Source organism: Candidatus Villigracilis sp. (assembly GCF_057083605.1).
This window is the reverse complement of sequence record NZ_JBXMTI010000147.1, coordinates 1-22,141: the sequence shown is the minus strand read 5'-3', so window position 1 is coordinate 22,141 and position 22,141 is coordinate 1. Positions and strand designations below refer to the sequence as shown.

Here is a 22,141-nt window from a genome sequence, read left to right as displayed (position 1 = left end):
AGACCGAGATTACGCTTCGCAAACGAGCCGTTGCCCTGCATCTGCAAGGCTGGAAGAAGAGTGAGATCGCCCGGAAACTCGAGCGATCCCGCCCCTGGGTCGATCGGTGGATCGATCGGTATTGTCCGCAGGCACCCACGCTGAGTCTGCGCGATCGTTCGAGAGCCCCGAAGCATAGGAGATGGTCCTATCCAGAACGGATCAAACGCATGGTGGTCCAGATCCGTGAGGAACGAGAACGTGGCAAGCGAGCAAAATATCAATATGCACTCATCAGTGCGCAGGCGATCTATTATGAACTCCGAGAACTGGGTGTTTCTCCCTTACCTTCACCACGCACCATTCATGGCTGGCTCAAAGATGCGGGGCAGATCCCGGAACGCAAATCGCAGAGAGCGCCTAATCTCACGTACCCGGTTCTGCCTTGTAGGGCTGTGAACGATGTGCAGGAGCTGGATTTCAAGGGTCCGTTCTACTTGCAAGACCACTCGCATAAGTATTACCTGGTGGCTCTGCGAGACAAACTGAGCAAGAAAACCGCTCTGCGAGCCCTGGCAAACAAGGGTATGGACGCGATCCTGGACTTTTTGGTGTCTACCTGGCAGAAGATGGGCTGTCCGAGGTGCTTGAAGATGGACAATTGTCTCGATTTTCGAGGCAGCAACCGCCACCCACGTGCCCTGAGCAAGCTCATGCGGGTCTGTCTGGATCTCGGTATCCAACCGATCTTTATTCCGATCTGTGAGCCTTGGCGCAACGGGGTAGTGGAGAACTTGAACGGTTTGCTGGATCGTTTCCTGTTTTGGACGAACACCTTCGAAACAGAGAAACAACTCCACCAAGCGGTGCAACGGATGGAGACCACCATTAACACCACGCACCGTTTGTCTACTCTGCAGGGAAAAACACCCCAGGAGTTTGCAGCCCGTGCCAGGCTGCGCTATCCACCCGCCCACTATGATTGGCGAACGCGCGATCTTCGGTTGTTAAAGGGCAACGTAACGTTCATTCGTTTCGTTCGCAAGAGCGGCAGAATTACGCTCACCGCCAGGGACAAGTTCCTCATTGGCAAAAAGTACAAATGGCACTACGTGATGGCAGTTGTGGATGTCTCAAAAAAGAGGCTCAATGTGATCTGCCAGGGCAAACAGATTCGAGCCTTTGACTACCGTTGATCGAGCAAAAGTGTAACGCATGTCATTGCAGTCTTTTTCGTTAGAACCAGGTGTAACATATGTTGTTGCAGTTCGCACCTGTTCATAAAATTCGATGGCTTTGCGGGTGCCCCCTAAAGCAGTGTATGCATTCCCCAAATCCCCGAGAGTGTTCCCCTCACCTGGTCGGTCGCCAATTTCGCGAGCAATAATTAATGCTTGTTGATAGAATTCGACAGCTTTGCGCGCATCGCCCAAAGCAGCATAGGCACTTCCTAAGTTGCTGAAAGTATTCCCTTCACCTTTTCGGTCGCCGATTTCGCGAGCAATGGTCAAAGCCTGTTGATAGGATTCGATTGCTTTTCGCGAATCGCCAAAATCGGCGTAGGCAAGACCGATATTGCGGAGAAAAACACCTTCCCAGTTGAGGTTTTTGGCTTCATATGCAGTGTTCAGACCTTGCTGATAATAGTCAATAGACTCTTTTACTTTTCCAGTGTAATTATGAGTTAAACCCAATATGTTTAAATTGCGCACGAGTAAATTGCTATCTGTAATATTATCTTTTACGCGTAAGTGTAGTTCAATTAATTGTCGGTAATGCCCCCAAAGGAGTAAGTAATCAAAATCAATATCACTCAATACATCTGCAGCGGCATCGTAATCACCTGCATTACAACGCAACTCAAATTCTGAAAGTTGTGGGGTGAGGTCGTCAAGTTTTTTCCATTCGGCGCGCGGCTTTCGGGCTTGGGCAAAGTAATCTGCTGCACGGTTGAGAAGAAGGTCGCGTTGAGCAAAGCGAATAGTCCCAAAAACGTATTCTCGATCTGCTTGATGTAGGTAATATCGCCCCGCCTCGCGGCGCGCAAGGCGCGTATTCACTAAACGATTAAGCAGTAATGCGCTGTCGATATCGGGTAAAAATGGTTGCAACAAGTAATCAACAGCAGCGGGGCTAACGGGGCGGTTATACACAGCCAGAGCCTGCATCACTTTTTGATCATTGGGTTCAAGGCGGTTAAAGGCCTCACCTACAAATGCGTCAACAACGTTTTCGGGAAGGGAATTATCTAGTAGCTCTTCAAGGGTGGTATTACGGTCAACCGAAAGGATAGCATACAACGCTTCCAAGGCGCGCGGGTAGCCACGTGTCTTTTCGCGGGCTTTATTCAGCAAGGCATCGGGCGCGGACTTGAGTCCCACGCGTCCGTCCGCATCCATTTCACGCAGGACGTTTTCTGCATAAGGCGATTCGAGCCCTTCATCCAAAATCAGGTAATGTTGTCTGCCTGGCTCGCTGATCGCCAGGTCACGCGGCGCGATGCGCGTGGTGATAACCACTTTCACGGCATGGTGCTGTCCACTGAGAAGGGCCTTCAGCGCGTCGCTCAATTCGCTATCACGCAGGCTCAGGCTTTCGGGGTCGATCAGGGTTTCAAAGTTATCCAACAGCAGGATCACACGCCCGCTGGGGAAGGCATCCAACAGCGCGCGCATTTTATCGCCTGTGGAAGTCCGCGGGTTTTTATAGATTTCCTCCAGCCGCGCGGCGGTCTCCTCCGCAGGAGGCAGGAATTTACTCAGGTCCGCGAAAATGTTCGCAAAGTTGACCCTGTGACTGTCCGTCTCGCTCAAATAGACGATTCCATCCACTTTCATCTCGCCGAGATCGTCAGGAAGCTCGCCGCTTTCCAACGCCTTGAGCAGGCGGCAGACCATTGTAGTTTTTCCAACACCCCCGCGTCCCACGATGGTCATCAAACGTTGCGAGTCGTTATTGAGAAAATCAGCAATTTGTTTTGTTTCGATCAAACGATCCTGGAAATAATTGGGAGCGATCCCTGGAGGTGGGTTGATAAAGCGCGTGGACGTTTTCCCAGCTACAGGTTTCTCAGGCTGACGCTCACGCTCAAGGCCAATTTGGATGTTCTTCTCGGTCCTCTCTTCGGCCGCTTGAGGATTCTTTATGATTTCTTCTTGACGTTTAATCTGTTCGTTTAATTCATTAATCTCTGCCATGATGCGTGGTTGATCCTCGTTTTTAGTACGACTTAAGTCACGCTTAGCATCGGAAAGACGGTACTTCAGGTTCTGCAAAATGCCTTGGGGCGAATCCAGCCAGGCAATATTTTTATGCAGCCTTGCTAACCCAATTTCAAAGCTATCGCTAAATTCAATCCACTCGCGGTTGCTCAACCGAAAAGGAATTTCCACTTCTTTATTCAATCTTAGCGGTATAACAGGTTTTTTGTATTTAAGCGCCATACTCCATTCTTGTTTACAGTTAGAGCCTTCAGCAACACTATCTCGCGTTAGAACAAATAACATAGCCTTACAACCCCGAATTGCATCAGTTAGCTGATCGTCCCAATCTCCCCCCGTTAATAGGTCGCGTTTATCAACCCAAGTTTTTATAGATGGGTGTCCACCCTCTAGATTATCTGCAAGTTTCTGTGCGAAATCCAATGCATCAGCATTTGAGTAACATATGAAGATATGATCGCTTCTTGATGAAATTGATGGCCTATACTCGTATCTTGGCTGTTTCTCTAATTCGTAACTTGGTTGCTTCGCTATTTCAGTTTCTATTGCCGCAATAGGTGCTAAATCATATTTTTTTAAATATACATCTAAAACAGATTTCCTTTCATCTTCTGTTGGAGCAATTACTCCCTTGACATCACCAATCGTAATGAATTCAGTAATTTTTTCCATTTTTGCTAAAACTGAATTTGATTGGCCAACTTTATCTCCAAATGTTGCGAGAATTTCTTCATATGCATAATAAGGTTGATACAAAACCTCAACTTCACTCCAATACTTTTCTCTGTCAACAATTCTAGGGAAATCCTTAAGCTTAAATTTTGCATATTCTCGCGCTCTGTCTAAGCGATCTTTTTCACCTAGCTCGACTCTTGTTGGCACAGGAAATACTGAGATTCGGTTATCGTGTCGTTGTTTGACAATTGAGCTAATCACAGCGGATACACCATCAATGCTTTGAACATTGTATGTAAAACATGCAACTAAAGAGTCTGGCATTTGGATGGTGCAAATCCCAGAAGTGTCACTAACACCTGTTCGACTATCAATTAAGACATAGTCATACTCATTTTTTATTTGCACCTTCACTATGTCTAAGAATGCGCCACCCTTGAGTTTTTCGTAAAATACCATCCAGTCAAATGAATTTACTTTATATGCGTAGTTGGAATCTTGCCTTCCGGCTGGCACAAAATCTAATGTCCCCTTTCCTATAAAATTTGTTTCACTTAGCGAGATGGTGTATCTGTTTATGTCAGTGTAAGGTAAATACCAATCGTCTTTTTCTTCAATCGGTTTTGTCAAACTAGCATTGACATACTCAAATAAGAAGTCAATAAGTCCGTCAGTTGTTTGCAGCTCGGAATCTTTCAAAAAAGGAGAAAAATACCTGTGGAGTCCTGGCGCTTCAAGATCCCAATCAATAACCAGAACCTTTTTACCTTTACTGGCGAGAATCCAGGCAATGTTTGCTAATGCCATTGAGCGACCAGTGCCGCCCTTATATGAATAGAAAGTAATTATTTTTCCGTCTTTATGATCCATTAGGACCTTCCGGGTAGACTAAGCAAAGGAACAGATGTTTTTTCACCTTCAATGGTTTGAAAGTATTTTGCGCGTTTTAGCAACTTGGCTCGTGCTTCGTCAATTGCGATTGACATGCTGTTTTTTAATTCGCTTGCTGTTTTTATATCATCCTTTACTCCAGCAACATTCTCAAGCCTGCAATGGTAAAGTGATTTTTCTAGCGTAGCGTGTAAGACTGCTTGATTACTAGTTGTTTCTTCGTCAATCTCATTCCAAATAATTACAACAGCGCAATTTATAAAACGTTCTTTATCAAACTTGCAGATAGGCTTGTTGTATTTTTCTAATCTGGTACTCCATGGATCAACTATCATTATGACGATAGAATTGTTGTCTTCGGCCTCTCTTATGATTTCAACCAAATCATCTGAGAATTGAACAGGAACATAATGTAGTAGTTTTTCGGAAACAATTTGCTGAGAAACTATTCCAATCTCATCTTCTTCTGGATAGAATGGTCTCCAGTATTCACTCTTATCACTATATCCTTCCGTTTTTGTCTTAATTGCTCCTAATTCATTTTTAGCACCAACGGCAAATACGAGCCTGGTTTGCTTTGGATTTGGGTTAACATTGGATACTATTTCTTTTGTTTTGCTGTCAACAATGTTGAATGCGCTTGGAATTGAAGTTATGTCCTCAAATTTTGATGTTGGTAAATTTATTTTCTCTGAAGCCTCACGGATTTTCACAGCTAGTAATTCTATAAATTCCAAATATGCATCTCTATATTTACTGAGCTTCGATAAGGTTAGCAGACCTTTCACTGGGTAGTCCTCGTGAATTTGCCCGTGAGCATATTGGATAGTGCTTAAAGAAGCGGGTATAGAAATTGTGCTTGGTGTCTCCCATAAAATGGGGAGTATTACACTTGGTGTATCTGTTTTGGTTTTTTTGTATTCAGCAATCCTAGATTGAAAAGCATATACCTCTCTGCCACAATACTCGCTGCTGAAGTATGAAGGAGAATATATACAAACTATTACACTGCTGGTTTGAAGCGCATTAATTAACTCGTCAGTCCATCTAGACCCAATATCTATATCATCAGAATCGCGAAAAGCAGCCTCGTTGGCAAATTTTATTCCTGTCTTGTGCATGACGTCTTCGCGAAGCCTTTCGAAAAAATCGTTTAGATATTCGCTTTTATCATTCCGTGCGTAGCTGAAAAAGAATTTGCAGTTTGGCATAATTCATATTCCTCAGTCGCGTTTATCGAACCAAACGTTGATGAACGGATGTCCACCCTCAAGTTCATTGGCGAGTTTTGTGGCAAAGTCCAACCCGTCTGAGTTGGAATAACTGATGAAGCAATGTCCGTCGGTCATAAATCCCTCGCTTAAGGTTGGGTGAGTGTATACGGTGAATTTTCCCTGATTATACCCACGATACCGCCCTAGGCCCCCAATGTCGTCTTGGAATTATCGCCCATCCACCTATAATACAAGCATCCTAGCTCAAGGAAAAATCAATGAAAAAAAACTTCCACCTCCTTCTTGTCGTGTTCATATTCGTTGTCGCCTGCGGAACATCCTACTCTATGGCCGAGTCCAGTAAAAGTCGCGTGACAAATCCAAACATCCCCGCAACAGATCTAACGACTCTCGTGGATGGGAACAATGCCTTCGCTTTGGACATCTACCGCTCGCTTCATTCCGAAAGCGGGAACCTGATCCTGTCTCCGTATAGCATGTCCCTCGCCCTGGCAATGACGTACGCTGGTGCTCACGGCGAAACTGAATCCCAAATGGCAAACGTCCTGCACTTTACCCAATCGCAGGATGTGTTACACCCCGCCTTCAATGTGCTTGATCTTGCGCTGGCCGAGGTACCAACAGACCTCCGCAAAAATCAAGACCCGTTGACTCTCAACATTGCCAACGCCATCTGGGCAGAGCAGACCTATCCCTTCCAACAGGATTATCTCGATACCATTGCATTGAATTATGGCGCGGGAGTGTTCCTGGCTGATTTCAAGGATCAATTTGAATCGGCCCGCAAGGATATCAATCAGTGGGTGGGGGATGAGACCAAAAATAAGATCAAGAATCCGCTTTCCGAAGACGCGGTCAATGCAGATACCCGTATGGTGTTGGTCAACGCCATCTACTTCAAGGCGGACTGGGATGACCCATTCGACGCAAATTTGACAGAGAAGGCCCTATTCTATTTGCTCGACGATTCACAGATCACAGTGCAGATGATGCGCGATGATTTTTCCGTCCCCTATTATGTTGGGAATGGGTATCAGGCGGTCGAACTTCCGTATGCAGGTCAAACCACCGCCATGGATATCATTCTCCCTGATGCAGGCAATTACGATGCGTTTGAGTCTTCCTTTGGTTTGGAAACCTACGCCGAAATGATCAACGGATTCCAATATACAGCGGTCAGTATGGGATTGCCCAAGTTCACCTTCACCAAAGATTTCAACCTTGCCGATACCCTTGCAGAGATGGGAATGCCCGCTGCCTTTGACATCAATGCGGCTGATTTCTCAGGCATGACTGGCGAAAAGGATATGTATATTGGCAATGTGCTCCACAAGGCATTTGTGGCTGTGGATGAAAAAGGCACCGAAGCCGCCGCCGCGACCATAAGCATTGCGATAGGAGGAGGCGCAGCCCCTATCGATGTCACCTTCACCGCAGACCACCCCTTTATTTTCATCATCCGCGATACGGTCAATGGTCAGATATTATTCATTGGCCGCGTACTGAATCCTCTGGAGGAATAGGCACCTTCTCCTAATACAAAAATGCTCTGGATTGGGATTGTTCCGTCCAGAGCATTTTTATTATGTCGTGAATTTCACTGATAGACCTCTCGCATAAATATTTTTTGGAGTTCGGAAGTTCCCTGATGTATGAATGGCCTTTAATTTATCTTCAAGACCGTCCACCGTCCACCAACGTAGTTCCACAGTAGCTCCAATCGAGCCCCCATCAGCCTCTACCACCTATCCCAATGAACAACATCCTCAAAAGCCGCCCGTCCACCCTTCTTTGGTCGCGCGGATAACTTCTCTGCTTCCAATGGATAGCCAAACGATAGCGCAATCCGCAAATGCCATTCGGGTGGAAAGACTAGAATCTCGCGTGCCTTTTCGGGTTCATAGATCGAAGCGGGGACAGAGCCGACTCCCAATTCCCATGCGGCCAATTGCATGAATGCTGCAGCCTGGCCTGCATCGAACATGATCTGGAATTTTCCGTCAGGGTCGGGCGTGAGGATGGCAACTCCCAAGGCTGCACCTGCGAGGTGGCCTGCGTATGTACCTGTCTGCGAGAGGGCTTTTAGAATAGACTTATCTCGAATGGCGATGAACTGCCATCCCTGCTCGTTCTTTGATGATTGCGAGCGTCGCCCCGCGTTGAGGATGGCGTGGATCACGTCATCGGGCAGGGGCCGGTCTTGAAACTTTCTCACCGCGCGTTTTAGTCGAATAGCATCGGATACGTTCATGGGATTCTCCGTTCGTGTCATGTCGTTGCGAGGGCGATAGCCCGAAGCAATCTCCTCGTCGTATTGGGATTGCTTCGTCGGGAAGTGCAACTGCCCTCCTCGCAACGACATTTGCTGAACATAATAAATTCCATAAAAGTATACATGGATTGCAGGCAAATTGTGCGTTTTTTTGTTAGCGATAATTAAAGATTCTCCCACTCTGTAAGAATTGGATAATTATTCTCATCTTCACCTTAAAGTGCGGACTTATATTTATTTAAATATATTGTGTCATGTGAAAGAACGTTCAATGCTCGCAAGGAACTGCGCATGAGCGAATCGTCTGATTCAAAAATTGAAGTATGGAGGGGGCGTATTAAAGAAATTATTGCACATCTGCGGCGCAGTTTGCCTTTTGCCACGGGCGTTTCTACAACACTGCTTATCTTGTTTTTCTATAATCTCCTCATTGTTAAACCAAATCAACTTACCGTGGAAGATGTCAACGCTTCAGTTGCGCAGGCTATGGCATCCGCTACGCCTGCGCCTGCTTATTCCGCGCTGGTGTATCAAGTCATTCAGCCCTCGCTGGTTTTGGTGCAGGCGGAGGAAAAGCATCAGGACGCTGAATCAGATTTCGGCTTGGGAAGCGGCGTTGTGGTCGATAGCTTCGGGAACATCCTCACCAGTCTGCACATCGTCGATGGCGCAAACATCATCATGGTCACATTTGCAGATGGCACGCAATCGCAAGCCGAGATCGTCAGCGAGCTGCCTGAGAGAGATATTGCTGTATTGCAGGCGTATGATACGCCGCTGTCTGTGGTGCCCGCGGTGCTGGGAAACCCCAATGCCATGCGGGTGGGGGATGAGGCTTACGTGGTGGGCAACCCGTTTGGTTTATATAGTTCGATGAGCTCTGGTGTGATCTCTGGTTTTGACCGCGTTTTTCGCGTGGCTGAAACTGGTCTGGAGATACCGGGCATGATCCAAATTGACGCGGCGGTCAACCCCGGTAATTCGGGCGGGCCGTTGTTGAATCGCAACGGTCATGTGGTTGGCATTATTACAGGAATCATTAACCCCACCGATGATAGTTTTTTCGTCGGCATCGGTTTTGCCGTGCCGATCAATGTGGCTGTTGGCGGAATGGGTTCGCCGCCGTATTAGAAGTCGCCGTGTCACTCTGAGGGAGCGTTCTTCGCGACCGAAGAGTCTCATGCCCGCGAGTAGAGATCCTTCGCTTCGCTCAGGATGACACGACTGATTAAAGGAGACCAAGCATGGAACAAACTTCAAACCGTGAAAATAAACTCCCGATGGAACGTGTATTGTATGAAGTGAAGAAAATTATTGTGGGACAGGATCATCTGCTCGAGCGATTGATTGTGGCCCTGCTCGCACGCGGACATATCCTGGTGGAAGGTGTGCCTGGGTTGGCGAAGACGATGGCGATCAAGACCCTGGCTGATTCAATTGGCGGCGAATTCAAACGCATCCAATTCACGCCCGATCTTGTTCCAGCCGACCTGATAGGGACTCGCATCTACAACCAAAAGACGGGCGAGTTCAATACTTCGCTTGGACCCGTGTTTACCAATCTGTTACTTGCGGATGAGATCAATCGTGCGCCTGCCAAAGTGCAAAGCGCATTGCTCGAAGTGATGCAGGAAAAACAGGTGACGATTGGCCGCGAGACCCACAAAGTTCCTGAACCTTTCTTGGTGCTTGCTACTCAAAACCCAATTGAAACCGAAGGCACGTACGCACTTCCTGAAGCCCAGGTGGATCGCTTCATGCTTAAGGTATTGGTAGGTTACCCAAACCCGACAGAGGAGTTTGTCATCGTCGAGCGGATGACGGGCGCATGGACTGATGTGAAAAAGGTACTGACCACCGATCAATTGCTTGAATTGCAAAAGAAGACAGACCAGGTCTATGTTGATCCATCGCTAATCGAATACTCGGTCAAGATGGTGGGAGCCACACGCAACCCAAAGGATGTTGGATTGAACGATATTCAAAATTACATCATGTTTGGAGCCAGCCCGCGTGCTTCGATCAATTTGATCCTCACCGCCAAAGCCCTCGCCTTCGTGCGCGGACGAAATTACGTCCTCCCGCAGGATGTGGTGGACATGGCGTTGGATGTTATCCGTCACAGGCTGGTGCTTACATACGAAGCCCTCTCCGATAACATCACCAGCGATGAGTTGATCACAAAGATCCTTGATCGCATCCCAATCCCTGTGGTGCCAATGAATGAACACTTCAACGTCCGCGCCAACTCCTGAGCGAATCCTGCATCGGCTGGATTGGCAGGTCATCCGCAGGTTGGATGGATATCTGCAAGGCGACTATCGCAGTCTTTTCCGCGGCTTCGGCATGGACTTCGCCGATCTGCGCGAATATCAGGCCGAGGATGACATCCGCTACATTGATTGGAATGTCAGTGCGCGCATGGACACACCTTACGTCCGTGTGTATATGGAAGACCGCGAAGTCATCGCATGGTTTTTGCTCGATCTTAGTCCATCGGTTGATTTTGGCGCGCTTGATAACCAGAAGCGCAATGTGTTAATTGATTTCGTTGCCACGTTGGCGAGGTTACTAACCCGCCACGGGAATCGCGTGGGGGCGATGATGTATGGGAGCGCGGAAACCGTCCAGCGCACGCTCCCGGCCAGAGGCGGGCGGCTTCAAGTGCTAAGACTCATTAACGATATGTTGAATCAGCCGCACCTTTCGCCTTCATCCATGACCGATCTTGGCGCATTGCTCAAGGGTGCATTGCATTCCATCAAGAAACGTTCGCTTGTGTTTGTGGTTTCAGATTTCATTAGTATCCCGGGCTGGGAGCGTTCATTGAATTTATTGAATCAGCGCCATGAAGCCATCGCGATTCGTTTGTGGGATCCGCGTGAAATGCAACTGCCTGATATTGGCCCAGTCGTGATGGAGGATGCCGAAACGGGTGAGCAATTATATGTGGATACACATGATAAAAAATTCCGCCAGCGTTTTCAAGAAGCCGCCAACCAACGTGAGCTTGCCTTGAACACTGCATTCAAACGCGCAGGTGTGGATGTGCTTCCGCTTTCAACCGAAGAAGATTTAGTACAAGCGATTGCACGTTTTGTCATATCGCGGCGGAAGCGCAAAAGGTAAGCGGTTATGTCCTTTATCTGGCCCACCATGCTTTGGTCATTATTGATAATTCCGTTGCTGGTCTTGTTGTATCTGCGGATGCAGCAGCGACGTAAACAATTTGCCATACGGTACGGCAGCCTGGGGTTGGTGAAACAAGCTGCGGGCGGAAAAGGAATCGGCTCACGTCGTCATCTTCCCGCAACCCTGTTTTTGATCGGACTCTCAGTTTTATTCATTGCCCTCGCACGTCCGCAGATGGTCGTGAGCCTGCCAAAGGTGGAAGGCATCGTCATCCTGGCCTTTGATGTTTCTGGCAGCATGTCTGCAAATGATTTTGAACCCACCCGCATGGAAGCGGCCAAGATGGTGGGTCGTGAATTCGTAATGCGTCAGCCAAGCACGGTTAAGGTGGGTGTTGTCTCATTCAGTGACAGTGGATTTTCAATGCAGTTGCCTACGAACGATCAGGAAGCCATCCTTGCTTCCATTGATCGCCTTCGCCCTGAGCGCGGTACGTCGATTGCAAATGGCATCATCATTTCGTTGAATACGATTGCCAATGCGACTGGGCAAGAACCGATACTTGGAATGGGTGACCCAGATGCCGCTTCTTCATCCGCGCCCACACCTGCTCCCATTGCTGATGCAGATGACTCGGCTGTGATCGTTCTGATCACAGATGGCGAAAATAATATGGACCCAGACCCCATACAAGCAGCAGAGTTTGCCGCTGAGCGTGGAGTCCGCATTCATACGATTGGAGTGGGCAGCAGCACAGGGACGATCCTTGAGGTGAATGGGTATACAGTCTTCACACAATTGGATGAAGCCACCCTGCGTGAAATTTCAGCGATCACAGATGGCAATTATTACAACGCTCAAACCGAAGAGGATCTGCGTACGATCTATGAAAACATTGAACCGCAATTGGTGATCGAGGAAGAGGATACAGAGATCACCGCCGTTTTTGCGGGAGTGAGCATCCTCATTTTATTGGTAGCAGGGATGTTCTCATTGCTTTGGTTTAGTCATGTGCCGTAAAATTTTTCAATTAAGTGTCATGCTGAGCGGAGCGAAGCATCTCTTACATAGCATAGAGATCCTTCGGTCGCGAAGAACGCTCCCGCAGGATGACATAAAGTTTATGAGAGGTTGACATGGAATTGCTTTGGCCCGGATTCCTATACCTATTGGGGTTGATCCCTTTATCGATCATTGCGTACATTCTGATCTTGCGCCGCAGAAAACCTTATGCTGTGCGTTATTCGAGCTTATCCCTTGTACGTGATGCATCTGCAAAACAATCTCAATGGCGGCGCCATGTACCGTTTGCGCTGTTCTTACTTGCATTATCCAGCCTTGTGCTTGCCATGGGACGCCCCGTCTCAACTGTGACCTTGCCCGCTCAAAACGCAACCATCATCCTTGCCATAGATGTCTCCCGAAGTATGTGTTCGACAGATATTCAACCCAACCGCCTTGAAGCCGCCAAGGCCGCAGCATTGGATTTTGTTTTTGCTCAAAAGCCAGATACACAGATCGGCGTGGTCGCATTTGCTGGTTACGCAGTCATTATTCAAGAGCCTACTACAGACAAAGGCTTGTTAGAGACAGCCATCCAAAATATAACTACGGCGCGTAGGACCGCCATTGGCAACGGCATCCTCACTTCCCTTGAAGCCATCGCAGAGATAGACCCAAACATTCCAAGCCCATATTCGCAGGTAGTGCCAGAACCCCTGCCGGAGGGGCAGTATGCGCCTGCCATTATCGTGCTGTTGACAGACGGCGTTAACACAACGGGGCCCGAGCCATTGTATGCCGCGGATTTATCCAAAGCGCGCGGAGTCAGGATCTATACGATTGGGTTCGGTACTTCACAAAATGATTCGGTCATGAATTGCGGCGGGTTCCAAAGCGGCGACCCAAATGATTTCGGTCAATTCTTCTTTGGGGGCGGAGGTGGAGGCGGCGGAGGTAACTTCCGCAGAGGCATTGATGAGGAAACTTTAAAGCAGGTTGCCAACCTGACGGGCGGCGCATACTTTGCCGCTTCGAGTACAGGTGAGTTGCAGGATGTGTTTGAAAACCTCCCCGTGCAGTTGATCACCATCACAGAAACGACAGAGATCAGCGTGGTATTTGTCACCTTCGGCGCATTGATGATCTTGTTTGCGATCATACTCTCAATGATCTGGCATCCCATTCCATAATTATTTTTAACTCTGGAGTCCATCAGCTTGCTGATGGCTTGGTTGCATAACACCGCGCAAAGCCCGCCTCTACTGCGGGTATAATTCACTTAATGGACTCGCAGCAAATTTCCTTCCGAACCTATCTTCCATCCACTATTACACTCATTCTCATTGGATGGGCTGGGTTATTCACCGTCCTTTATTTTTCATTGCCATTCGTATGGTCGCGCTGGGCATTCTTTGTTTTTGGCATCATGGGGCTTACCGGCACCGCATTACCCATTGTCTATTTTTTTCATAAACGCTTTCCAACCGAGCCGCCCGCCGAATCCCATGTCATTATTCGGCAAGCCTTGTGGGTCGGAGTATATGGCGCAACCCTGGCCTGGCTTCAACTTGGGCGCCTCGTTACCCTTTATGTAATCCTTGGCCTCGCGGGCGGGTTGATCGCCGCAGAATATTTTATTCGCATGCGTGAAAAAGCCAACCGCCGCCTGCCGGTCTTTACAGATGACGACTCTTCGTGACCTTCCCTCCGTAGAACAAATTCTACAAACTGAAACTGCCGCGCATCTCATTGCGGGATTCGGCAGGCCTCTGACTCTGGAAGCCATCCGCTTTGTTTTGGATGACACCCGGGCCCGCTTCAAATCTGGAGCGATAACTGCTCTGCCATTAACAGACTTACTCCTCGCCCGGGCCGAATCCATCTTAACCGCATGGACGAAGCCGACTCTGATCCCGGTCATCAACGCTTCGGGTGTGATCCTGCACACCAATCTGGGACGTGCCCCAATAAGCGAGGCCACCATCCATGCCATGGACATTGTCTCACGCGGCTATTCCACACTTGAATATGATCTTGAGAAAGGTCAGCGCGGCTCACGCTTGATCCATGCTGAATCTCTTCTCCAAAAATTGACAGGTGCAGAAGCAGCCGTCATCGTCAATAACAACGCTTCGGCTGTTTTGCTTATTTTGTCTGCGCTGGCAAATAGAAAACGAGTCATCATTTCCCGCTCTCAACTTGTGGAAATAGGCGGCGGCTTTCGTGTGCCAGATGTGATGAAGCAATCTGGCGCGAGATTGGTGGAAATAGGCGCAACCAATAAAGTGCATATTTCAGATTATGAAGAAGCCTTGGCTGAACCTACGGGACTTGTCATGCGCGCACATCGCTCCAATTTTAAATTGGTTGGTTTCACCGAAGAGCCTGAGTTGAAGGAAATAGTCGACACAGCACACGAATTTGGTGTGCCTGTTGTGGATGACCTTGGCTCCGGTGCGTTGTACGATACCGCTAAATATGGCCTTGCTCATGAACCGACAGTACAAGAATCCCTGCAAGCTGGGGTGGATGTCATCTGCTTCTCAGGGGATAAACTGCTTGGCGGGCCACAGGCGGGAATCATCGTGGGCAAGACAGGCTTGATCGCCAAGATCAAAAAGCATCCACTCGCGAGAGCGGTCCGCGCGGACAAGGCTTGTTTGGCAGGGTTGTCTGCCACGTTGTTGCATTACCTCAAAGACGAGGCGGAGCGTGAAGTGCCTATCGTGAAGATGATGTCCCTGACGCTGAAACAGATCCGAGGTCGGGCTGAGGCGTGGGCAGCAGAGTTGGGTAAGGGCCAGGTAGTGGAAGGTCAATCCACAGTGGGTGGTGGCTCCCTCCCGGATGAGTCCATGCCCACTTATCTTCTGTCGCTTGAAGTGAAATCTGTAGAAAGGTTTTTACGCGGCCTGCGAAAAAATCATCCACCCGTAATCGCCCGCACCGAAGACGATAAAGTCCTGCTTGACCCTCGCACCGTCCTCCCCGAACAGGAAGGCGCATTGCTGGTTGCGTTAAAGAATTTATTGAAAGGCCATTAACTCATCCAGTAATCCCAAAGGGATGAAATGATTCTAGAACGAAGCAAACGTTCAATCCAAATCCCGAAGGGATGGCATGGATTTATTTCACCCTTTTAGGGTTGTGAAAAATATTCTTGAAAAATCTCCTTCGGAGTTTTTATAGGTGATGATAATGATCGTCCAAATGCCCATCCATGATCTCAAGAATCCACCCACGATAAAGTTCCCCGAGCGTTGCGTGAATTGCGGCAAGCCAAAAGTGGAGACGTTGGGAATAACCCTGAACATGGGCGTGCAAAAACGCGGCCAACCTGTGACGCTGCAAATGAGTGTGCCAATGTGCAAAACTTGCGCGGATAAGGAACGCAGCATTGCGAAAGTGACCTTGATCCCTTTTATGATCGCTGGCTTTATTATCGGTGCTATTGTTTTTATACTTGTGGCGCTTATTTCTCCCGAAGGAACGACCTCACAAACCCTCAGTCTTCCATGGGTCTTGGGCGGTTCCGCTGGTTTGGTGGCTGGCATCATTAGTGGAACAGTGGTTGAATTCATCGTCAAAGCCTTGGCTATTCCTTTTTATGGAAAATTGATTACCCGCCGCCCGCTGACAGTCTTTGGATTTTTCACTGAGACCGATGAGTTGATCGGTATATCTGCAAAATTCATGCGCGAGAAAAAACTTGTGCAGTTGGAATTCGAGAACGAAGAAATTGCCCGCGAATTTACAAAACTCAATCCATTGGAGAAAAAATGAAATCAGAATTCGATGCCATTATGAAAGCCCGCAATCTGGATGCCATTGTTGTGTTCGGAAATGCCGAACACAACCCGCCCATGTATTATCTGACAGGCGGTGGACATGTAAGCCACGCCACAGTCATCAAAAAACGCGGCGAGGCAGCGGCCTATTTCCACAATGATATGGAACGCGACGAAGCCGCCAAAAGTGGACTGAAGTTGATTCCCTATAGCAAATATGACTATGAAGCGCTTCTGAAAAAAGCAAATGGAAACCTACTATTGGCAAGCGCCTTGCGTAACCAGTTGATGTTTGAAGAGGTGGCGCTTACAAATGGTTGTGTGGGTGTCTACGGCACTTATGACTTGAGCGCGATCTTCGGGCAGTTATCACACTTACAAAAATTATTGCCTGATATTGAATTCGTGGGCGAGCCGCGTGAAGACTCGATCTTCATGCGTGCCATGGAAACCAAGGATGCAAATGAAGTGGCGCGTATTCGCAAGATGGGCAAGGTGACTACGCAAGTTGTTGGCAAAGTCCGTGATTACCTCACAGCCTGTGATGTGCGCGATGATGAAGTGTTATTGAAGGAAGACGGCGCACCATTGACGGTGGCTGATGTCCATTCCAAGATACGTTTATGGGTATCGGAGCATGGAGCAGAACTACCCTCTGGATTTATTTTTGCCATTGGGCGTGATGCAGGTGTGCCGCATTCCGCAGGCAACCCAGCCGATCTCATGAAACTTGGTCAGACCATTGTATTTGATATTTATCCTGCCGAGGCGGGCGGCGGTTATTATTATGACTTCACCCGCACCTGGAGTTTGGGCTATGCCACTCCCGAGGCGCAGGAACTATACGATCAGGTCAAGGATATTTATAACAAACTGATGGATAATTTTGATCTGAACACACCCTTCAAACATTATCATCAAATGACCTGTGAATATTTTGAATCCAAGGGGCATCAGACGCCGCTCAATACCAAAGCGCCAGTGGAGGGGTATGTTCATAGTTTAGGCCATGGGGTTGGCTTGAATATCCACGAAAGACCGTTCAGCAGTTTTACCACCAGCGATGACCAACGCCTTACACCCGGTGTCGTCATCACCTCGGAGCCCGGGCTTTATTATCCTGAAAAAGGCATGGGCTTCCGCATTGAAGATACGCTTTGGGTTAACCCAAATGGGACGATTGAAAGGCTGGTTGAATATCCCTATGATTTTGTTTTGCCGATGAAGAAGTGGAAGAAGAAATAACAGACCATGGACGTGGACAATAGACCATTTTGCCTATCACTGATGACTGGAAACTGATGACTGATCTTAAACCCGCTCGCATCCTTGCCATTGAAACCTCCTGCGATGAAACCGCCTGCGCCATCATTGAAAATGGCGGCGCTTTGCTTTCTTCTGTGGTTGCCTCGCAGATGGAAATCCATGCCCGTTATGGCGGCGTATTTCCAGAGGTGGCTTCGCGTCAGCATGTCTTGAGTATTACACCCGTCGTCGAGCAGGCGCTTGCGCAGGCGCACCTCACGCTGCAAGATATTGATGCGATTGCCGTCACGCAAGGGCCTGGCCTGGCAGGTTCGCTGGTGGTTGGCATGAATATGGCTAAGGGGATTGCCTTGGGAATGGGCAAGCCTCTGATCGGCGTCAATCACCTGGAGGGACATCTCTATTCGGCCTGGGTTTATGACGCAAGCGAAGTTGTTCCGCCCGAACCACAATTCCCTCTGATGGCTTTGCTCGTTTCAGGCGGACATACTGAACTGAATCTCATGACCGATCATTTGACTTATCAAAGGCTCGGCTCCACCCTCGACGATGCAGCTGGTGAGGCCTTCGACAAAGTTGCCCGCCTGCTTGAGCTTTCATACCCCGGCGGCCCATCCATCCAAAAAACGGCGGAGGAGGGTGATCCGCATCGTTTCAACTTTGCGCGCGCCTGGCTCGAGGGCACCTGGAATTTTTCCTTTAGCGGATTAAAGACCTCGGTCTTGTATGAAGTGCAGTCACTGCGCAAGAAAAGCCATTCCTTGCCGATCCCCGACCTTGCCGCTTCCTTTCAGCAAGCGGTGATCGATGTATTGTTCAAGAAGACTATGAATGCTGCGCGTGAATTTGGCGCAAGGGAAATCCTTGTAGCGGGCGGCGTTTCTGCCAATCGTCCATTGCGGCAGATGTTCAAAGCTCAAACGGAATTTCCCATTCATATTCCCCCATTATCTTTATGCACAGACAATGCCGCCATGATCGCAGCGGCAGGATACCATCGCTATGCCTTGGGTCATATCTCCGGGCTTGAGATCGATGTCATGCCAACCTGGCCGCTATTGTAATCACTGCTTGTTGGTCAGGGTGTTAGTGTGTCACCCTGAGCGATAGCGACACATGCACCGCATTGCGGATGCAGTGCGGTGAGGGTCTCGTTTTCGCTATAGGTGGGTTCACTTTTGGCAAAGGTAGAGATTCTTCGTCGCTCCGCTCCTCACGTGTGCCTGCGGCTCAGTGCAGGCAGAATGACACATGCTGGCATAAAACCAAACCACCCCACACTTGCCCAAGTGTGGGGTGGTTTGATATAGGGAGAATGTGATTGTTATTATATGTGCGCACATAAATACAAGCTGAACATAATATAAACACTGGATGAGAGTATTTACCCCAACCATTGTGCTATGCTGATGGAGTTCTTTGCTGCCGCCATCAAGGAACTGTCCTTCGACTGCAGGCTTCGCAGAAGATCAAGAGCGCTCAGCCCTCTGCTCAGGACGAAGAATCTCCTCGCTGAGCGGAGAGAGAACGGTACTATCGTTCGAACGCAGTCGAAGCGTTGCCCGCATAAGTTCCTTGTTCTCTGAACAGAAGTTGTAGCAATGCTCAGAATGACACTGCGCAAGGTGATTTATTCCATAGCAGATAAAAGCATCGCCAAAGATATGGGGCCTTCACGCAGAATAATGGGTTCGTCGCCTGTGCAATCTACCAGTGTGGAGGGGACTCCGCCTGGCGTTCTGCCACCATCGAGGATTAGTGGAATGCGGCTATTGAGTTGCTTGTACACTTCCTGGGCTGTTGATGGGTTGGACTCACCTGAGATATTTGCTGAAGTTACCGCCATGGGACCGGCAGCACGTAATAAGGCAATTGCATCAACGTGGTCTGGGATGCGGATTGCAACGGTGGATGTGGCAGAAATGGCTGCGGGGAGAGTCCGCTTTTTGGGGAGGATGCAGGTTAGAGGTCCGGGCCAGAAGCGGGAGGCGAAACGGAGAGCCATGTTTGGGATGTTCACCGCAACTTTATCGAGGTCGCTTAAGTCGCCGATCAAAATAGGAATGGCTTTTTCAATGGGACGGGACTTGGCTGTGTAAATGCTTTCGATGGCGGAGTTATCAAAGGCGAGCGCGCCGAGGCCGTAGACGGTGTCAGTGGGGAAGGCGAGGGTGCCGCCGCTTTGCAGAACTTCAAGCGCGCGCTGGATTTCAGTGGCAGGAATGATCTCAGTTTTCATCTTTTTCGATCTCTTTGAGAAAGGTCTCCACAATCACTGGATCGAAATGCCTGCCAGATTCAGATTTTAAATATTCAAGAACCTTTTGTTTCTCCCACGCTTTTCGATACGGACGATCGTAGGAAAGCGCGTCGTATACATCCGTCACGGCAAAGATACGCGCCTCAAGAGGAATTGCCTCGCCTGCCAGTTTATGTGGATAGCCGCTCCCATCCCATTTCTCGTGATGAAAATATGGGATGTTAAGGGAGGGCCTAAGATATTCAATGCGGGCCAGCAGGTCGTATGCGATTTTGGGATGCGTGTGCATGATTTGTGTTTCCAGTTCGGTTAATGGGCCGGGTTTGTGGAGAATTTCGTCGGGAATGCCCAGTTTCCCAATGTCGTGCAGAAGCGCACCTCTTCGAATGTGGATGATGTCTTCTCCGTTGATGCCCAGAATGCGAGCGATGCGCATGGTTAATGCAGTGACACGCCTGGTATGGCCTTCGGTTTCGCGGTCACGGATTTCCAAAGCATGTGACCAGCCTTCGAGCGTGGTGTCGTAGGCGTCTTTTATTTCCTGATTTGATCTTTGTAAATTTTCCAGCAGCAGGTTGTTTTTGCGAAGGGCGCTTTCGAGTTGATGCGCGGCGATCCAAGTCATGAAGGAGAATGCGAATAAGGCGAAGACGGAAGTCAGGTTATATTCCCAGATATATCCCTCATAAATGCTGGAAAGGGTGTATACGGCGGTTGTGAGGAATGCGTATGCAAATGACATGGACGGGCGGATGATAAAGCTGGACATGCCGATGGGCAGGGCAAAGATGACCATGGAGTATTCCAGGTATTTGGCCCCCGAGGTGAGAACCGCAGCCAGGATGGTCAGCGTGATGGAAATGTAAGCCGTGAGCAGGACACTGCCTCCCCGATTCATCCTCCAAAAAATATAAAACAAAAGAAAGAGAAGGAATTCCTGTATCAGGTAGATTGTGTATTCGGTGCTTGGGTAAAAGAATAGATAGATTACGTTGTTGATTATGGTGTAACTGAGGATGCCCCAGACCAACATGATATAGAGCGCAAGCAGTTGCCCCTTGCGTTTCAGGCCAGCGTCACTGACTTCAATATTTGTAATTTCGACAACGCGTTTCCACCATGGTTTGTTCTGTTTGCTTGTGGAAGATTCCATATCTTCGGTTCACCTCCTCAATTTACCTTGCTCCTGATTATACCGTTGTGATGCACCCTCCTACTTGTGGAATTGTATTTCTAGCAGACGGTCATGCCCTGCAAGGTCTTGGCGTAATTGAATGGTGACATCGTTAAATGAATCGTAAGCCAGGCTGAGGGCTTGTGCCCCTTGCGAAGCTTCGATTTCGAGCAGCATCATACCGTGCGGTGCGAGCCAGGCGGGAGCAATTTTCAGCAGGCGGCGATAAAAATCCAGGCCATCTGGGCCGCCATCCAGAGCGAGGGTGGGTTCACGTCCAAAGATGGGAAGTTGTTGCAGGGTGGAGGTTGGGATGTATGGCAGGTTGGCGCAGATGAGATCGAATGCCCTCACCCCGCCTACGGCTCCCCTCTCCCAGCGGGAGAGGGGCTGGGGGTGAGGGAGAAGGTCGCATTGTAAAAAATCAATTCGGTGATGGACGTGGAATTTCATGGCGTTGTGTTTAGCTATTTTGAGCGCGGCCCCTGAAATATCTGTAGCAAGGATGTAGACCTGCGGGACGTGCATGGCAAGTGTGACGGCGATTGCACCTGAGCCTGTGCCGATATCTGCAACCCTCCTTCTTTCTGGTGAATTTTGCAGCCAGATAATTGCATTTTCAACCAGCGTTTCTGTTTCGGGGCGCGGAATGAGTACATCCTTTGTGACGTCGAAATCCAGCCCGAGGAATTCCCAATGACCGATGATATAAGGCAGCGGTTCGCCAGTTTTCAGACGCGCGAATGCTTTTTGAGCAGAATCGATTTGCGGGGCGGTAAGAGGCGAGTCACCATGGGCGGCGACCCATGTACGAGGTTTGTCGAGTACGTGAGCTAGGATGAGTTGCGCATCCAGTTGAGGCAGATCGCCTGTCTGTTGAGATACAAAAGTTTCGATCAGGTCGTTGATGGTTTTCGTCATGTTTATGTTTTGAGCTTCATGTTGGTGCACATACTCCCGCCAGTCGGGCATTGTGTCTGATAGAAGCCATTTCAAAAAGAATGCCTTTTCATCTACGGTATTAGAGTTGCGATTCGCGTTGTCTCTGAAGGTACGGTTTCGGGTGCTGTTGCAGAAGGAATTACAGGGGTGGGTGTGCCAATAGGAGGATTCTTAAAGTAACCCAAGTTGCTACCTTGGGGAGGATTGACAAAAATCCATGAGATTCAATACAGTTGGGGTATCCCAACCACCAACTGGAGAACCTCATGGATACCCAAATTATAGTAGTGTTTTGTCTGTGTGC

19 protein-coding genes are annotated in these 22,141 nt (G+C 48.8%); 12 read left to right on the top strand and 7 right to left on the bottom strand.

Annotated elements, in window-relative coordinates; genetic code table 11:
* The coding region (locus tag AC14M5_RS21610) for a helix-turn-helix domain-containing protein (protein ID WP_484031791.1) at window positions 1-1,175 on the top strand (1,175 nt) is incomplete at its 5' end.
* Here AC14M5_RS21610 and AC14M5_RS21605 read toward each other — a convergent pair.
* From AC14M5_RS21605 to AC14M5_RS21595, 3 genes are read right to left on the bottom strand one after another with little or no spacing between them, the layout of a single operon-like run.
* A complete protein-coding gene (locus AC14M5_RS21605; RefSeq protein ID WP_484031790.1) occupies window positions 1,113-4,745 on the bottom strand; it encodes a KGGVGR-motif variant AAA ATPase in 3,633 nt (1,210 codons plus the stop codon). The two genes, AC14M5_RS21610 and AC14M5_RS21605, sit on opposite strands and share 63 nt — an antisense overlap.
* Complete coding sequence (locus AC14M5_RS21600; protein ID WP_484031789.1) at window positions 4,745-5,977, bottom strand: TIR-like protein FxsC; 1,233 nt, start codon at window positions 5,975-5,977, stop codon at window positions 4,745-4,747. Before AC14M5_RS21600 ends, AC14M5_RS21605 begins: the two co-directional genes overlap by 1 nt.
* 12 nt (window positions 5,978-5,989) lie before the next feature.
* A complete protein-coding gene (locus tag AC14M5_RS21595) occupies window positions 5,990-6,115 on the bottom strand; it encodes a hypothetical protein (protein WP_484031788.1) in 126 nt (41 codons plus the stop codon).
* A 143-nt stretch (window positions 6,116-6,258) separates the two neighbouring features.
* Here AC14M5_RS21595 and AC14M5_RS21590 point away from each other — a divergent pair, with 143 nt between their 5' ends.
* Window positions 6,259-7,524 carry a serpin family protein gene (locus AC14M5_RS21590; protein ID WP_484031787.1) on the top strand — a complete coding sequence of 422 codons (1,266 nt, stop codon included), beginning with the start codon at window positions 6,259-6,261 and terminating at the stop codon, window positions 7,522-7,524.
* A 215-nt stretch (window positions 7,525-7,739) separates the two neighbouring features.
* Here the strand turns inward: AC14M5_RS21590 and AC14M5_RS21585 are convergent, their stop codons facing one another.
* Window positions 7,740-8,252, bottom strand: a complete 513-nt coding sequence (locus AC14M5_RS21585) for a nitroreductase family protein (RefSeq protein WP_484031786.1) — start codon at window positions 8,250-8,252, stop codon at window positions 7,740-7,742.
* 312 nt (window positions 8,253-8,564) lie between these two features.
* Between AC14M5_RS21585 and AC14M5_RS21580 the strand changes: the two genes are divergently transcribed.
* The 10 genes from AC14M5_RS21580 to tsaD all read left to right on the top strand — a co-directional run bounded on the left by AC14M5_RS21580 (window position 8,565) and on the right by tsaD (window position 18,525).
* A complete protein-coding gene (locus tag AC14M5_RS21580; protein WP_484031785.1) occupies window positions 8,565-9,404 on the top strand; it encodes a S1C family serine protease in 840 nt (279 codons plus the stop codon).
* Window positions 9,405-9,517: 113 nt separating this feature from the next.
* Window positions 9,518-10,528, top strand: a complete 1,011-nt coding sequence (locus AC14M5_RS21575) for an AAA family ATPase (RefSeq protein ID WP_484031784.1) — start codon at window positions 9,518-9,520, stop codon at window positions 10,526-10,528.
* Window positions 10,497-11,402, top strand: a complete 906-nt coding sequence (locus AC14M5_RS21570; protein ID WP_484031783.1) for a DUF58 domain-containing protein — start codon at window positions 10,497-10,499, stop codon at window positions 11,400-11,402. Before AC14M5_RS21575 ends, AC14M5_RS21570 begins: the two co-directional genes overlap by 32 nt.
* Before the next feature lie 6 nt (window positions 11,403-11,408).
* The gene (locus AC14M5_RS21565) at window positions 11,409-12,425 is read left to right on the top strand and encodes a VWA domain-containing protein (protein ID WP_484031782.1); all 1,017 of its coding nucleotides are present in this window, start codon (window positions 11,409-11,411) and stop codon (window positions 12,423-12,425) included.
* A gap of 116 nt (window positions 12,426-12,541) precedes the next feature.
* A complete protein-coding gene (locus tag AC14M5_RS21560; RefSeq protein WP_484031781.1) occupies window positions 12,542-13,597 on the top strand; it encodes a VWA domain-containing protein in 1,056 nt (351 codons plus the stop codon).
* A 92-nt stretch (window positions 13,598-13,689) separates the two neighbouring features.
* Window positions 13,690-14,106 (top strand): hypothetical protein, encoded by a 417-nt coding sequence (locus AC14M5_RS21555; protein ID WP_484031780.1) that lies wholly within the window; start codon window positions 13,690-13,692, stop codon window positions 14,104-14,106.
* Window positions 14,054-15,451: an L-seryl-tRNA(Sec) selenium transferase gene (gene selA / locus AC14M5_RS21550; protein WP_484031779.1), complete on the top strand. Its 1,398-nt coding sequence runs from the start codon at window positions 14,054-14,056 to the stop codon at window positions 15,449-15,451. The genes AC14M5_RS21555 and selA overlap by 53 nt, the downstream gene beginning before the upstream one ends.
* 154 nt (window positions 15,452-15,605) lie before the next feature.
* Window positions 15,606-16,190 carry a hypothetical protein gene (locus AC14M5_RS21545; protein ID WP_484031778.1) on the top strand — a complete coding sequence of 195 codons (585 nt, stop codon included), beginning with the start codon at window positions 15,606-15,608 and terminating at the stop codon, window positions 16,188-16,190.
* Window positions 16,187-17,440 carry a M24 family metallopeptidase gene (locus tag AC14M5_RS21540; RefSeq protein ID WP_484031777.1) on the top strand — a complete coding sequence of 418 codons (1,254 nt, stop codon included), beginning with the start codon at window positions 16,187-16,189 and terminating at the stop codon, window positions 17,438-17,440. Before AC14M5_RS21545 ends, AC14M5_RS21540 begins: the two co-directional genes overlap by 4 nt.
* Window positions 17,441-17,496: 56 nt before the next feature.
* Window positions 17,497-18,525, top strand: coding sequence for a tRNA (adenosine(37)-N6)-threonylcarbamoyltransferase complex transferase subunit TsaD (gene tsaD, locus AC14M5_RS21535; RefSeq protein WP_484031776.1), 1,029 nt, complete (start codon window positions 17,497-17,499; stop codon window positions 18,523-18,525).
* 566 nt (window positions 18,526-19,091) lie between these two features.
* On the opposite strand, the gene AC14M5_RS21530 is transcribed toward tsaD, so the two are convergent.
* From AC14M5_RS21530 to prmC, 3 genes are read right to left on the bottom strand one after another with little or no spacing between them, the layout of a single operon-like run.
* Entirely contained in the window at window positions 19,092-19,700 is a 609-nt protein-coding gene (locus AC14M5_RS21530; protein WP_484031775.1) for an L-threonylcarbamoyladenylate synthase, read from the bottom strand.
* On the bottom strand, window positions 19,690-20,874 hold the full coding sequence (locus AC14M5_RS21525) for an HD-GYP domain-containing protein (protein WP_484031774.1): 1,185 nt from the start codon (window positions 20,872-20,874) through the stop codon (window positions 19,690-19,692). Before AC14M5_RS21525 ends, AC14M5_RS21530 begins: the two co-directional genes overlap by 11 nt.
* 60 nt (window positions 20,875-20,934) lie before the next feature.
* A complete protein-coding gene (gene prmC, locus AC14M5_RS21520) occupies window positions 20,935-21,867 on the bottom strand; it encodes a peptide chain release factor N(5)-glutamine methyltransferase (protein WP_484031773.1) in 933 nt (310 codons plus the stop codon).
* Between the last annotated feature and the right edge of the window lie 274 nt (window positions 21,868-22,141).

What these genes read in the sequence shown, in the direction of transcription:
- AC14M5_RS21605 (WP_484031790.1), bottom strand. Translation starts at nt 4,745, where the DNA reads ATGGATCATAAAGACGGAAAAATAATTACTTTCTATTCATATAAGGGC.
- AC14M5_RS21600 (WP_484031789.1), bottom strand. Translation starts at nt 5,977, where the DNA reads ATGCCAAACTGCAAATTCTTTTTCAGCTACGCACGGAATGATAAAAGC.
- AC14M5_RS21595 (WP_484031788.1), bottom strand. Translation starts at nt 6,115, where the DNA reads ATGACCGACGGACATTGCTTCATCAGTTATTCCAACTCAGACGGGTTG.
- AC14M5_RS21590 (WP_484031787.1), top strand. Translation starts at nt 6,259, where the DNA reads ATGAAAAAAAACTTCCACCTCCTTCTTGTCGTGTTCATATTCGTTGTC.
- AC14M5_RS21585 (WP_484031786.1), bottom strand. Translation starts at nt 8,252, where the DNA reads ATGAACGTATCCGATGCTATTCGACTAAAACGCGCGGTGAGAAAGTTT.
- AC14M5_RS21580 (WP_484031785.1), top strand. Translation starts at nt 8,565, where the DNA reads ATGAGCGAATCGTCTGATTCAAAAATTGAAGTATGGAGGGGGCGTATT.
- AC14M5_RS21575 (WP_484031784.1), top strand. Translation starts at nt 9,518, where the DNA reads ATGGAACAAACTTCAAACCGTGAAAATAAACTCCCGATGGAACGTGTA.
- AC14M5_RS21570 (WP_484031783.1), top strand. Translation starts at nt 10,497, where the DNA reads ATGAACACTTCAACGTCCGCGCCAACTCCTGAGCGAATCCTGCATCGG.
- AC14M5_RS21565 (WP_484031782.1), top strand. Translation starts at nt 11,409, where the DNA reads ATGTCCTTTATCTGGCCCACCATGCTTTGGTCATTATTGATAATTCCG.
- AC14M5_RS21560 (WP_484031781.1), top strand. Translation starts at nt 12,542, where the DNA reads ATGGAATTGCTTTGGCCCGGATTCCTATACCTATTGGGGTTGATCCCT.
- AC14M5_RS21555 (WP_484031780.1), top strand. Translation starts at nt 13,690, where the DNA reads ATGGACTCGCAGCAAATTTCCTTCCGAACCTATCTTCCATCCACTATT.
- AC14M5_RS21545 (WP_484031778.1), top strand. Translation starts at nt 15,606, where the DNA reads ATGATCGTCCAAATGCCCATCCATGATCTCAAGAATCCACCCACGATA.
- AC14M5_RS21540 (WP_484031777.1), top strand. Translation starts at nt 16,187, where the DNA reads ATGAAATCAGAATTCGATGCCATTATGAAAGCCCGCAATCTGGATGCC.
- tsaD (WP_484031776.1), top strand. Translation starts at nt 17,497, where the DNA reads ATGACTGATCTTAAACCCGCTCGCATCCTTGCCATTGAAACCTCCTGC.
- AC14M5_RS21530 (WP_484031775.1), bottom strand. Translation starts at nt 19,700, where the DNA reads ATGAAAACTGAGATCATTCCTGCCACTGAAATCCAGCGCGCGCTTGAA.
- AC14M5_RS21525 (WP_484031774.1), bottom strand. Translation starts at nt 20,874, where the DNA reads ATGGAATCTTCCACAAGCAAACAGAACAAACCATGGTGGAAACGCGTT.
- prmC (WP_484031773.1), bottom strand. Translation starts at nt 21,867, where the DNA reads ATGCCCGACTGGCGGGAGTATGTGCACCAACATGAAGCTCAAAACATA.